Genomic DNA, 12,610 nt, shown 5'->3' with positions numbered 1-12,610 from the left:
CCGTAGTGACGCCCGCGCAGTCGGGAAAGGAAAATCTGCGCAGATGAGAGGGGTCTCATCTTGGCGACCCGTTGCCCCGCGGACGCCGTGATGGTAAAGTTGAGTCGATACGACTCAGGTTTGAGTCTCGCCGTCTTCAGGAGAACCCATGCAAGCCACGCAGATGCCCGGGCAAGAGGAGCAGCAGAGCGCTCTCGAGCAGTTCGGAATCAACCTCACCGACCGTGCCCGGCAGGGCAAGCTCGACCCCGTCATCGGCCGCGACAGCGAGATCCGTCGCGTCAGTCAGGTGCTCACCCGCCGCACCAAGAACAACCCGGTGCTGATCGGCGAGCCCGGCGTCGGCAAGACCGCCGTCGTCGAGGGCCTCGCGCAGCGGATCGTGGCGGGCGACGTCGCGGAGTCGCTGAAGGACAAGGAGCTGGTCACCCTCGACATCTCCGCGCTCGTCGCCGGCGCGATGTACCGGGGTCAGTTCGAGGAGCGTCTGAAGAGCGTCCTGAAGGAGATCACCGAATCCGACGGCAAGATCATCACCTTCATCGACGAACTGCACGTGCTGATGGGCGCCGGCGGCGGTGAGGGGTCGGTCGCGGCCTCGAACATGCTCAAGCCCATGCTCGCCCGCGGCGAACTGCGCCTCATCGGCGCGACGACGCTCAACGAGTACCGCGAGTTCATCGAGAAGGATGCTGCGCTCGAGCGCCGCTTCCAGCAGGTCTACGTCGGCGAGCCGTCGGTCGAGGACACCGTGGCGATCCTGCGCGGACTCAAGGAGCGCTACGAGGCCCACCACAAGGTGGCGATCGCCGACGGTGCACTGGTCGCCGCGGCATCCCTCTCCCATCGCTACATCCCCAGTCGCCAGCTGCCCGACAAGGCCATCGACCTCATCGACGAGGCGGCCTCGCGCCTGCGGATGGAGATCGACTCGGCGCCGCTGGAGATCGACGAGCTGCGCCGGCACGTCGACCGGCTGAAGCTCGAGGAGCTGGCGCTGAAGAAGGAGAAGGATGACGCCTCCCGCGAGCGCCTTGCGGCGCTGCGCGAGACCCTGGCAAAGGAGCAGGCGAAGCTCGACGAGCTGCAGGCGCGCTGGGAGCGGGAGCGGTCATCGCTGAACAAGGTCGGTGACCTGAAGACCCGCCTGGATGCCGCGCGCATCGAGGCCGAGCGCGCGCAGCGCGAGGGCAACCTCGAGAAGGCGTCGCGGATCCTCTACGCCGAGATCCCGCGGCTCGAGCGCGACCTCGTCGAGGCCGAGCGCGAGGAGCCCGCGGGTGACCGGATGGTCAACGACCAGGTCACCGAGGAGGACATCGCCGCCGTCATCGCAGCCTGGACCGGCATCCCGGTCGGACGCCTCATGCAGGGCGAGACCGAGCGACTGCTGCACCTGGAGAAGGAGCTCGGCAGGCGGCTCATCGGGCAGCGCGACGCGGTGCGCGCGGTGTCGGACGCGGTTCGCCGCTCGCGCGCGGGCATCAGCGACCCGAATCGGCCCACCGGATCGTTCCTCTTCCTCGGGCCCACCGGTGTCGGCAAGACCGAACTGGCCAAGGCGCTGGCGGAGTTCCTCTTCGACGACGAGCACGCCATGGTGCGCATCGACATGTCGGAGTACGGCGAGAAGCACTCGGTCTCGCGTCTGGTCGGTGCCCCTCCCGGGTACATCGGCTACGAGCAGGGCGGTCAGCTCACGGAGGCCGTGCGGCGGCGGCCGTACTCGGTCGTGCTGCTCGACGAGGTCGAGAAGGCGCACCCCGAGGTCTTCGACGTGCTGCTGCAGGTGATGGATGACGGGCGTCTGACCGATGGGCAGGGGCGCACGGTCGACTTCAAGAACGTGATCCTGATCCTCACCTCGAACCTGGGGTCGCCGATCCTCATCGACCCGACCCTGTCGACCGAGGTGAAGCGAGAGCAGGTGCAGGCGCTCGTGCGCCAGGCGTTCAAGCCCGAGTTCATCAACCGCCTTGACGACATCGTCATCTTCCAGGCGCTCACCGAGGACGACCTCGCCCAGATCGTCGAGCTTGCCGTCGACGCGCTGCAGCGACGGCTGAAGGACCGGCGCCTGACGCTGGCTGTGACACCGGACGCGCGGGCCTGGCTCGCCGAGCGCGGGTACGACCCGGTGTTCGGGGCGCGGCCGCTGCGCCGGCTGATCCAGTCCGAGATCCAAGACCGGCTGGCCATGGCGATCCTCTCGGGCGGGGTGCGCGACGGCGACCTCGTGCGGGTCGACGTCGCCGCCGACGGGTCGTCGCTGGTGCTCACCAGCGCGGGGCCGGCGAACGTACCGGGGGGCGCCGCGGAAGGTGCGGACGACGATGAGGTGATCGAGGCGATCCTGGAGGACTGACCCGCCTCGCCGTCGGCTAGCGTCGGGGGATGCGGATCATCCGGGCGCTGTGGGGATCGTCTCATCCCGGCCCGACCCTCGTGGTCACCGCGCTCTCCGCCGGTCTCGGCATCGCGGCCGGCCTCGAGGGTTGGCGCATCGCGCTTCTCGCGGCCGCGGTCTTCTTCGGCCAGCTCTCGATCGGCATCTCGAACGACGCCATCGACGCCGACCGTGATCGCGCCGTCGGCCGCACCGACAAGCCCCTCGCGCGCGGCGACGTCAGCCTGCGAACGGCGTGGATCGGCGCGATCGCGTGCGTCGCCGTCGCGCTCGCACTGTCGGCCCCGCTCGGGTGGGGGGTGCTCGCCGGCAACGGCGTGATCATCCTGTCGGGGTGGGTCTACAACCGTCCGTTGAAGTCCACGCCCCTGTCGATCGTGCCGTTCTTGATCGCGTTCGGATCGCTGCCGTCACTGGCGACCCTCGCCGCGCCCACTCCGTCGCTCGCCCCGGCATGGGCGACCGTCGCCGGGGCCGTTCTCGGCGCCTCGGTGCACCTCACCAATGTGCTGCCCGATCTCGACGCCGACCGTGAGACCGGGGTGCGGGGCCTTCCCCATCGGCTCGGTGCTCGCGTGTCGACGGTGCTCGCCGCCGCCGGCATCGTGGGGGGCGCGCTCGCTGTGCTCCTCGGGCCGGTCGGCGGCGACGTCTCGCGGGTCGCGGTGGTGTCGTGGGTGCTGTTCGCCGCCGTCTGCGCCGTCGCTGTCTTCACCGTCGTCCTTGCGGCAGGCCGCGCGCCCGGGCGCACCCTCTTCCGGCTGGTGATGCTGTCGGCGCTCCTCCTGGCCGCCCAGCTCATCCTGTCGGGCGGCGCGCTTCGGGCGTGAGACGCGGGGGTTCGTCTCGGGGATTTCGCGGACCCGGGTCGGCGGCCGCGACATAGCCTGTCGAGGTGGGGGGACGCCAGATCTACGTCGAGACGACGATCGCCGCGGATATCGGGACGGTGTGGCGTCTGACGCAGGACCCCGCTTCCCACGCTCGGTGGGACATCCGCTTCTCGCGCATCGTTCCGGATCCGGCGTCGGGTGCGGATGAGGGGGCGCCCACGCACTTTCGTTACGAGCGACGCACACCGCTGCACACGGAGCGGGGAACCGGCGTGAGCATCGGAGAACGCCGCCACCCCGACGGCACGCGAACATCAGCTCTGCGATTCCACACGCGCGATCGGCTGTCACCGATCCGCGCGGGGCGCGGGTTCTGGCGGTACATCCCCGACCGGGAGCGCACGGTCTTCCTCACCGATGGGCAGCGACTTCGACCGACTGCATCCGATGATGCAGCGCCGGTTCGGGGTGGGCCTGGCCTCGGGTGAGGCGTGTGTGGGCCGCGGGGTGATGACGTCCATCCGGCGAGGACCGTGGTGGACCGTCCCCTTCCTGCAGATCGGCCGGCTCCGCAACATTCTCGTCCCGGACGTCGGCGAAGACGTGCCGTTCGTCATCGAGAACTATCCGTACCGCGACCCGTTCGGGCGTGAAACGGTGACCTTCGTGCGGGAGTACGTCGTGCGGGAGAAGCGGCGGCGGTTCGATGCGACGATGATCCGCGACGGCGACCGCGTCGTGGACTACCTCGGCACGCATCAGCACCTCGCGGTGGACCTGGATCTCACGGTCGACGACCGCGGCGGACTCGAGCTCCGCTCCGACGCGCAGCGCTTCTACGAGGGCCCTGTCGCGTTCTCGTTTCCGATGTTCCTCAGCGGCCGGGCACTGCTGCGCGAGTGGTTCGACGACGCGGATGAGCGGTTCCACGTCGATCTCAAGGTGAGCAACGAACGCTTCGGGTTCCTGTTCGGCTATCGCGGGAGCTTCACCTGCGAGTGGTTGTCGGCGACCGATGCGCCGGCGCGCGTGAAGCCCCGACGGCACGAGCGTCGGACGTGAGGGTCAGGGAGCGACGACGCGGAACGTGCAGGCGCGGGCGCGAGGGGTGATCGTCTCCTCGACCGAGGAGGGCTCGTCGGCGTACTTCGCCCACAGCGCCTCGTCGATGCGGTCGTTGATCGGATCGTCGGCGGGGATCGCCTCGAGGGCCACAGCCTCGCGGGGGAGCGACAGCGCCGCCTCCTTGTCGCGTTCCGCGACGGCGCCGTCTTCCGTCGCGAACGCGACCTCGCGACCGGCCATCACGTGGCGGTACCACCACGCCGTCTCGCCGTAGGCGGACCGCACGTACGGCTCGCCGTCGATGACGACCGCCCAAATCGGGGTGGCCGTGGGCGACCCGTCCTGGCGGCGGGTGATGATGGCGACGACGCGCGTCGCGTCGAGGTGGTTCACGACGTCGGAGAAGGTCACGCGCTCACGCTACGCGTCCGCGCTCCGCGCCGCCACGGCCCCAACTCCTGCACAATCGCGTCTCGCGGGCCCGGAAGCCCGCGTGAGCGGGGTCGGAGCCCCGGCTTGCAGGAGTTGGGGACACGCCCACGCCCTCACGCGTCGAGGTCGAGGCCCATCGCGTACGCGTGCGCGAAGGCGCGCGCGCCCGGTCCGGCGAGGAGGGCACGCAGCGCGGCGCGTCGCGCGCGATCACCCACCGCACCCAGCGGGCGGCCGAGCCCGGTGTTGAGCGACGCGAGCAGCGCCGCCCGCCGCGCGGAGGCGACGCGGCGCCGCTCCCACCGGGCGAGATCCGCGTGGGGCGCCTCGTCGCCGCGCACCCACGCCGCCACCAGCGGCGCCAGCGTCGCGGCATCCAGCAGCCCCAGGTTCATCCCCTGCCCGCCGATCGGGCTCACCTCGTGCGCGGCGTCGCCGATCACGACCAGCCGCCCGCGCCGCAGGCGCGGGGCGACGGCCCGCCGCACCCGGAAGGACGTCGCCCCGGCGATCGAGGCCGCGGTGTCCGTCCCCACCCGGTCGGCGACGGCCCCCCGCAGCCGAGCCGTCCGCGCGGCGGGGTCGTCGTCGCCCGGGGACGCGTCCCAGGCGACGAACCGCCGCACGCCCCCGGGCATCGGGAACGACTCCAGCACGCCCCCGCGGTCGAGATGCACCTCCGCCACCGCTCGGCCCTCGGCCGGAGCGTCGGCCATCAGGTAGCGGTCGGGGTACTCCCGCACGGCGACGGCCCCCGGGCGGTAGACGAGCTGCCGCGCCCCCGAGCCCGACGCCACGATGACCACGCCCGCACGCACCTCGCCCGCTCCGCCGTTCCCGCGCTCGACGTCGATGCGCACACCGTCGCGCTCGACGGCCACCCGCCGCACCGTCACTCCGCGCTCGACCTGCGGCGCGGCATCGGTCAGCACCCGCTCTGTCACCGCCTGCGGCAGCGTCGCCACGAAGGGGAAGCGACGCGACAGCTGATCGAACCGCACGACTCCGAGCACGCGCCCGCCGCTGCGCGCCTCGCCCCGGTCCACCCGCAGCGCCTCGGCGAGCAGCCGCTCGGTGTATCCCCCCGGCTCGAGGGCCGCGAGCGAGGGTGAGTGGAGGCCGATCGCGCGGGAACCCGGCCCGACGACGGGCCGCCGTTCGAGCACGGCGACCTCGGCGCCGAGCCGGTGCAGCTCGGCGGCCGCCAGCAGCCCCACCGGCCCCGCGCCGACGACGACGACCTCAGGCATCCCCGCCCCCCGCGACGGCGAGCACCCGGAACGGCGCGGGCCGCTCGACCCGCCACCCGGGCCCCAGAGCGCCGGCCAGCTCCGGCGCGGTGAACGAGCGACGGATGCTGCGGAGCCCATCCGTGCGCAGGAACGACCCCGGAGCAAGCGGCGTGATCCCCACGGCGTACAGCCCGTACGCCGCGCGCCCGCGCGCGATGTCGCCGTGCAGCACGAGCCCGCGCGAGCCGCCGTCGACCAGTGCGAGCGAATCGTCGCGGAACGCCGCGAACGCGGCCTCGTCGAGGTGGTGCAGCACGTGATTCGAGATCACCAGGTCGAACCGCTCGCCGGCGGCGCGCAGCGCCGCCGAGTCCATCGCCTCGAACCGTATGCCAGGGGCGGCATATCGCCGGGCGACGGTCAGGGCGCGCTCATCGGGGTCGACACCGAGCCACTCCGCGTCCAGCCCATCGGCTCGCGCCAGCGCGGCGAGCCGAGCGATGACGTCGCCGCCGCCGCATCCGAGATCCAGCACCCGCGCGGGCCGCTCGATCCGACGCAGGTACGGCGCCACCCGCGACCGGTAGACCGCGCCCCACCCCGAGACGAGTCGATTGACCACCGAGAACCGTCGCAGGGTCGTGTGCAGGCGCCCGAGGTCGCAGTCGGGGTCGTCCATCAGCTCCCGCAGGTGCGTGTCGCGCACGGCGAGCGTCACGGCCGCCCGCCGGTGCGTGCGGTGAGGAGGGCGGCTTCGACGGTGAGTCCGGGACCGAACGCGAGGGCGGCGATGCGCTCGCCGTCGCCGAGGACGCTTCCGAGCACCCGCTGCAGGATGAAGAGGATCGTCGCGCTCGACATGTTTCCGAACTCGCGCAGGACATCTCGTGAGGTCTCCAGCGCGGACTCCGGAAGCCCGAGTCCCGATTCGACGCGGTCCAGCACGCTCCGACCGCCCGGATGCACCGCCCAGGTCGCGGGGCGGTCGTCGCCGAGGAACTCGCCGACGGCCTCCTGGATCTCGCGACCGATGATCCGCGGCACCTCGGCCGACAGGGTCATCTCGAATCCCTCGTCGCCGATCGTCCAGACCATGTCGGTCTCGCCCTCGCTCGTGAGCGTCGTCGCGAACCGGTCGAGGTCGAGCACCGCGCCCGTCACCCTGCCGGCAAGATCGTCGCGCGCGGTGACGACGGCTGCCGCCGCCCCGTCGGCGAAGACCGACGCCGCGACGATCTGCTGCGGGTCGTCCGAGGCGCGGATGTGGAGCGAGCACAGTTCGGCACAGGCAACCAGCACGACCGCGTCGGGGTCGGCGGCCGAGATGCGCGCGGCGGCGCGGAGCGCCGGAATCCCCGCCGCGCAGCCGATGAACCCCAGGTGGTAGCGCTCGACGGTCGACGCGAGACCCAGGTCGCGGACGAGCCGGTAGTCCGGTCCCGGGGCGAAGAAGCCCGTGCACGAGACGGTCACGACGTGGGTGATGTCGGATGCCGCGACGCGGCCGCCCGCCAGTGCCTCGCATGCCGCCTGCGCGTAGAGCTCGGGAGCGAGGGCCGTGTATGCCGCGTTCCGCGCGCCGGTGGAGGGGACGCGAAGCTCGCCTTCGGCACCGATGAAGCCTCCGCCGGGCGCCGCCGACGCGGCATCCGTCCCCTTCTCGCCCCGCAGGCGGCCGAACTCGTGCAGCACCGTGTGCCGTCGGTCGATCGCGGCGGCGTCGAAGGCGGCGCCGATGAGTCGCGCGGTCAGCCGATCGACGCCCGGCTGGGCGACGAAGAAGTCGCGCACGTCGCCCTGCGCGAGCACGGTCGGCGGCACGGCGGTGCCGATCGAGAGGATGCGTGCGACCATGCTCACACTCAACCACGCCCGGCACCGGGTCGGGCCGGGGCTTGCGTCCCGCGGGAGCGGCGCCTACGCCTCCGCGTGCGCGTCGGGCAGATCCCGCATCGTCCAGAACGGGCCGATCACGACGAACAGGCACGACAGCAGCTCGCCGGCCGCGGCGATCCACAGGGTCGGCACGGTGCCGATCCAGGTTCCGAGCGCACCGGCGACGAGGGCGGCGATCGGCATCACGCCCCACACCACGAAGCGGATCGAGGCGTTCATGCGTCCGAGCAGGCGCGCCGGGGTGATGCGCTGGCGGAACGAGACCTGCGTGATGTTGTACAGCAGCACCGAGAAGCTGAGCCCGAAGAACTGCAGCACCAGCAGCGGGAAGGCCAGGGCCGGTACGAGCGAGATTGCCGGGAGGAAGAACGGCACCAGACAGAAGATGATCGCGCTGATCGGGATGGCGCGGGCCTCGCCGATGCGCTTGACGATGTGCGGGGTCGCGATGGCGCCGAGGAGGCCGCCGACGGCCGAGAGCGAGAAGACGACGCCGAGCATCTCGGGGGACAGGCCGAGCTCGCGCAGCACGAAGATCGGCAGGAGCGTCGTGGCGATCGTGCCGAAGAAGTTGGCGGTGCCCGTCGTGCAGACGATGCGGCGCAAGAGCGGATTGCCGAAGACCCAGCCGAGTCCCTCGCCGATCTCTCGATGCAGCGGGCGGCGGCTCTCCCGCTCGTGGGGCGGTTCGTGGTCGCGGGTGAACAGCAGAGCGACGAAGGAGGCGAGGTAGGTGGCCACCGTGGCGAGGATGGCGACGGGAGCAGCGAGGACGCCCACGAGCCATCCGCCCACCGCCGGCCCCGCGAGGCCTGCGACCTGGTGGGTCGCCTCGAGCTTGCCGTTAGCCTCGGCGATCTGACCCGGTCGCACGAGCGAGGGGATGAGGCTCTGGTACGACACGTCGAAGAAGACCGTCGCGACACCCATCAGGAGCGCGACGGCGATGAGGTGCCAGATCTCGAGGATGCCGGCGAACCACAAAAGCGGCAGCGAGCCGAGAGCGAGCGCGCGGACGAGGTCGGCCCAGATCATGACGTGGCGCTTGCGCATCCGATCGATCCAGGCGCCGGCCGGCAGGCCGACGATGAGGAACGCGGCGACGTTGGCGGCGTTCAGCACGCCGACCTCCCACTCGGTCGCCTGCAGGAGGATGACGGCGAGCACCGGGATCGCGAGCTCGGTGATCTGCGAGCCGAACTGGCTGAAGGCCTGCCCGGTCCACATCGTGAGGAAGTTGCGGTCGCGCCAGAGGGACCCCTTCGGTGCGGTGTCGGTCGCGACTGATTGAGACATGTCGATCAGTGTGCCGCGCTGATTGAGGGATGTCAATCGGTGTGATTAGGTGGGGTCGTGAGTCGCGAGCGGATCGAGCTGCGCCCGGGGGATCCCGAGGCCGAGGCGCGGATGCGCGCGCTCAGCTCGCCGCTGCGACTGCGGGTTCTGCGGTTGTGCGCCTTCGAGGCGCGCACCAACAAAGAGCTCGCCGAGCTTCTCGGGGTGAACCCCGGGACGATGCTCCACCACGTCCGCACCCTCGTCGGCACCGGCTATCTCGCCGCGGAGGCCGAGCGCACCGGCGCGCAGGGTGCACGCGAGGTGCCCTACCGGGCGACGGGCCTGTCGTGGCGGACCTCGATGCCGGGCGGGGCGCACGTGCTGGTCGAGACGTTCCTGCAGCAGATCGAGGGGCTGACCGACGACGACCTGGACACCACCTGGCTCGGGTTGAAGCTCAACGACGCCCACCGGGAGGAGCTGCAGGAGCGGCTCTTCGCACTGGTGAACGAGTTCAAGGAGCGCGGGCCCGACCCCGACGGCGAGACGTACTCGCTCTTCACCGTGCTGCACCCCGATCGGAACCCGCCCGGCGCGGGCGCTGGTCCCCACCTCCGGCAATCCGCGCCGGAAACCCCCGATTCGGCCTCCTGACCCGGGGGGATCGCCGATTCTGCAGGAGTTGGGGACGGCGCGGTCGGCGCAACTCCTCAAGAATCGGCGTGAAGCGGCCCGCACCCCCGGATTCCGGCCTCACGGGACGCGGATCTGAGGAGTTGTGCAGGCCTCGCGGCCCCGCGCACGGCGTCGGGGCTGGACGCATCCGGCAAACCGCGTCAGGCTGGCAGTCACACCACCCAGGAGGACCCGATGTTCACCACCGAGCACGCATTCCCCGGCTTCAGCGTCGACGACATCGACGCCGCGCGGCGCTTCTACGGCGAGACGCTGGGGATGACCGTCTCCGACAACGACATGGGTTTCCTCGTGCTCGAGTTCCCCTCGGGCGGCCGGGTGCTCATCTACGACAAGCCGAACCACGAGCCGGCGAGCTACACGATCCTGAACTTCCCCGTGCGCGACCTCAGCGCCGCCGTCGATGACCTGAACGCGCGCGGGGTGAACACCAAGATCTACTCCGACGACGAGTTCCCCACCGATCACCGCGGCATCGTCCACGCCACCGACAACGGCCCCGACATCGCGTGGTTCCGCGATTCGGCGGGCAACGTCCTGGCCGTCTTCCAGGACGACGATCTGCCCGGATGACGGCTGAGCTCCCCGCCGCGCCGGCGCGCCCGCCGGACTTCGAGGACGACTTCTCGCGCGGCCTCCACCCTGCGCGGTGGGTCGCCCACTACCTGCCGCACTGGACGACCCCCGACCGATCCGCGGCGCGCTACGCGCTCGTGCGCGAGGGGCTGGAGCTGCGCATCGAGGCTGACCAACCCGACTGGCGGCCCGAGGACGCGCCGCTGCGCGTCTCGAACATCCAGACCGGCACGTTCTCCGGGCCCGTCGGGTCGACCATCGGCACCCATCGCCACCGAGCCGACGGACTTCTGGTCCGCACCGAGACCCCCAGCCGCCTGCTCTGGGCGCCTGCCTCCGGTCGGGTCGACATCACCGTCTCGGCCTCCACGGACCCGGGATGCATGCTCGCCGCCTGGTTCGTCGGCACCGAGCACCTGTCCGCCGACGACGCCGGCGAGATTTGCGTCTTCGAGATCGACGCCTCGGCGATCGGTGAGACCACGGTCGCGCGCACCGGCATCAAGGCGCATGGCGACCCGCGGCTCACGACCGACATGCGCGAGGTGACGCTTCCGTTCGACGCCTCACGTCCGCACACGTGGACGACGATCTGGGGTGGCGGCGAGACGGTGGTCGGGTGCGAAGGCACGGTGATGGCACGGATGCCGCAGGCTCCGGCCTCGCCGATGTTCCTCCTCATCGATCTCTTCGAGATCGGGTCGCCCTCGGGTGCCTACCCGAAGACGGCGACGGTGCATCGGGTCCGCGCGTGGGAGGGCCCGACCTCCTAGCCCGGCGGCCTACGGTCGAGGCCACCCCTCCGGCCCGTCGGTCCCCGCGGGGTACTCGTCGAGCGGCACCGCACCGCTGCGCCACGCGTCGAGCACGGGCTGCACGATCCGCCAGCACTGCTCGGCGGCGTCGCCGCGCACGGCGAGCATCGCGTCGCCGTCGAGGATCCCCGACAGCACCTCGGCGTAGGCCTTCAGTGTCCCTTCACCGAGGTCGGCGATGAGGGGGGCGCGTTCGAGCTCGAAGGCGTCGCCGTCTCCGCTGACGTTCAGTTCGAGCGTCATCCGGTCCGGGCCCAGGGCGAAGCGCAGCACGGTCGGCTCGGTGCTGCCGCTGAGGCCGTCGGGAAGGTGACGGACGGGCTTGAACCGCACGATCACCTCACGCTCGGCGTCATCCAAGGCCTTCCCGGACCGCAGGGTGAAGGGCACGCCTTGCCAGCGCGCATTGCGGACTTCGAAGACGACCTGCGCGAGGGTCTCGGTGTCGCGCTCCGCGTCGACGCCCGGCTCATCGACGTAGGACGGAAGAGGACGCGCCTGCACGACGCCGGCGGTGTACCGCGCGCGGTGCGAGGAGGCCACCGGGTCGCCCTGCCAGATGTCGGTCGCGCGGAGGACCGCGCCCGTCGCCTCGCGGAAGTCGATCTCCGACAGCGACGCCGGAGGCTCCATCGCGACGATCGCGAGAACCTGGAGGAGGTGGCTCTGGATCATGTCCACGAGCGCCCCCGCATGGTCGTAGTACCCGGCCCTGCCTTCGAGACCGAGGGTCTCGTCGTAGCCGATGAAGATCGACTCGATGTGCTCGGCCGACCACACCGGCTCGAGCACCCGGTTCGCGAGCCTCGCGCCGAGGATGTTCAGCGTCGTCGAACGGCCGAGGAAGTGGTCGATGCGGAACACTTGCGACTCGGGCACGATCTGCGCGACCGTCTCGTTGAGGGCGCGGGCGGTCGCTTCATCGCTGCCGAAGGGCTTCTCGATCGCGAGGATGAGCCCCTCGGGAACCTCCAGCCCGGTCAACGCCTGGCACGCGCGCTCGGTGATCGCCGGCGGCACGGCGAAGTACAGCGCGACCCGCCCGTCGTTGCCGTTCATGAGCGCGGTGAGGTCGGCCGGGTCGGTGATGTCGGCCCTGGTGTAGGTCGTCGCCGCCACCGAGGCGAATGCCTTCTCCGACCCGGTCGTGGCGAACGACGTCTTCACGACCTCGCGCCAGTGGTCGTCGTCCCAGTCGTCCATCCCGGCGCCGCGGAGGTGGATCCGGCGGTCGGGCTCGCGCGTGAGCAGCTGCCCGAGGGCGGGGAGGAGGAGCCTCGAGGTGAGATCTCCGGATGCCCCGAGGATGATCAGCGTGGTCAGGTCGGTGGCCGTCTTCTCCGCAGCACTCATGCTCGCCACCCTAGTTCGCCCAGAAGA

13 protein-coding genes are annotated in these 12,610 nt (G+C 71.2%); 7 read left to right on the top strand and 6 right to left on the bottom strand.

Annotated elements, in window-relative coordinates:
- Positions 1-148 precede the first annotated feature (148 nt).
- The 4 genes from HDC37_RS13740 to HDC37_RS13725 all read left to right on the top strand — a co-directional run bounded on the left by HDC37_RS13740 (position 149) and on the right by HDC37_RS13725 (position 4,302).
- Positions 149-2,365: an ATP-dependent Clp protease ATP-binding subunit gene (locus tag HDC37_RS13740; protein WP_179560976.1), complete on the top strand. Its 2,217-nt coding sequence runs from the start codon at positions 149-151 to the stop codon at positions 2,363-2,365.
- A gap of 29 nt (positions 2,366-2,394) precedes the next feature.
- Positions 2,395-3,237: a UbiA family prenyltransferase gene (locus tag HDC37_RS13735; RefSeq protein WP_179560975.1), complete on the top strand. Its 843-nt coding sequence runs from the start codon at positions 2,395-2,397 to the stop codon at positions 3,235-3,237.
- A gap of 65 nt (positions 3,238-3,302) precedes the next feature.
- On the top strand, positions 3,303-3,728 hold the full coding sequence (locus HDC37_RS13730) for a hypothetical protein (RefSeq protein ID WP_179560974.1): 426 nt from the start codon (positions 3,303-3,305) through the stop codon (positions 3,726-3,728).
- Positions 3,688-4,302 carry a DUF4166 domain-containing protein gene (locus HDC37_RS13725; RefSeq protein WP_257021526.1) on the top strand — a complete coding sequence of 205 codons (615 nt, stop codon included), beginning with the start codon at positions 3,688-3,690 and terminating at the stop codon, positions 4,300-4,302. The genes HDC37_RS13730 and HDC37_RS13725 overlap by 41 nt, the downstream gene beginning before the upstream one ends.
- 3 nt (positions 4,303-4,305) lie before the next feature.
- On the opposite strand, the gene HDC37_RS13720 is transcribed toward HDC37_RS13725, so the two are convergent.
- From HDC37_RS13720 to HDC37_RS13700, 5 genes are all read right to left on the bottom strand, one after another.
- On the bottom strand, positions 4,306-4,716 hold the full coding sequence (locus HDC37_RS13720; RefSeq protein WP_179560972.1) for a DUF2255 family protein: 411 nt from the start codon (positions 4,714-4,716) through the stop codon (positions 4,306-4,308).
- Positions 4,717-4,850: 134 nt separating this feature from the next.
- Positions 4,851-5,987, bottom strand: coding sequence for an NAD(P)/FAD-dependent oxidoreductase (locus HDC37_RS13715; RefSeq protein ID WP_179560971.1), 1,137 nt, complete (start codon positions 5,985-5,987; stop codon positions 4,851-4,853).
- Positions 5,980-6,687, bottom strand: coding sequence for a methyltransferase domain-containing protein (locus HDC37_RS13710; RefSeq protein ID WP_179560970.1), 708 nt, complete (start codon positions 6,685-6,687; stop codon positions 5,980-5,982). Before HDC37_RS13710 ends, HDC37_RS13715 begins: the two co-directional genes overlap by 8 nt.
- Positions 6,684-7,823 carry a type III polyketide synthase gene (locus HDC37_RS13705; protein ID WP_179560969.1) on the bottom strand — a complete coding sequence of 380 codons (1,140 nt, stop codon included), beginning with the start codon at positions 7,821-7,823 and terminating at the stop codon, positions 6,684-6,686. Before HDC37_RS13705 ends, HDC37_RS13710 begins: the two co-directional genes overlap by 4 nt.
- 63 nt (positions 7,824-7,886) lie before the next feature.
- Positions 7,887-9,161: an MFS transporter gene (locus HDC37_RS13700; RefSeq protein WP_179560968.1), complete on the bottom strand. Its 1,275-nt coding sequence runs from the start codon at positions 9,159-9,161 to the stop codon at positions 7,887-7,889.
- Positions 9,162-9,272: 111 nt separating this feature from the next.
- Between HDC37_RS13700 and HDC37_RS13695 the strand changes: the two genes are divergently transcribed.
- The 3 genes from HDC37_RS13695 (at position 9,273) to HDC37_RS13685 (ending at position 11,188) form a co-directional block, all read left to right on the top strand.
- Complete coding sequence (locus HDC37_RS13695; protein WP_179561299.1) at positions 9,273-9,797, top strand: winged helix-turn-helix domain-containing protein; 525 nt, start codon at positions 9,273-9,275, stop codon at positions 9,795-9,797.
- Positions 9,798-10,013: 216 nt separating this feature from the next.
- On the top strand, positions 10,014-10,412 hold the full coding sequence (locus tag HDC37_RS13690; protein WP_179560967.1) for a VOC family protein: 399 nt from the start codon (positions 10,014-10,016) through the stop codon (positions 10,410-10,412).
- Positions 10,409-11,188 (top strand): hypothetical protein, encoded by a 780-nt coding sequence (locus HDC37_RS13685; RefSeq protein WP_179560966.1) that lies wholly within the window; start codon positions 10,409-10,411, stop codon positions 11,186-11,188. The genes HDC37_RS13690 and HDC37_RS13685 overlap by 4 nt, the downstream gene beginning before the upstream one ends.
- Before the next feature lie 9 nt (positions 11,189-11,197).
- Here HDC37_RS13685 and HDC37_RS13680 read toward each other — a convergent pair whose 3' ends face one another.
- A complete protein-coding gene (locus HDC37_RS13680; RefSeq protein WP_179560965.1) occupies positions 11,198-12,583 on the bottom strand; it encodes a glucose-6-phosphate dehydrogenase in 1,386 nt (461 codons plus the stop codon).
- Positions 12,584-12,610 lie beyond the last annotated feature (27 nt).

It is taken from the genome of Microbacterium sp. AK009, from assembly GCF_013410955.1.
Taxonomy (GTDB): Bacteria; Actinomycetota; Actinomycetes; order Actinomycetales; family Microbacteriaceae; genus Microbacterium.
The sequence above is the reverse complement of the archived record's forward strand: the minus strand, read 5'-3'. Positions and strand labels throughout refer to the sequence as shown.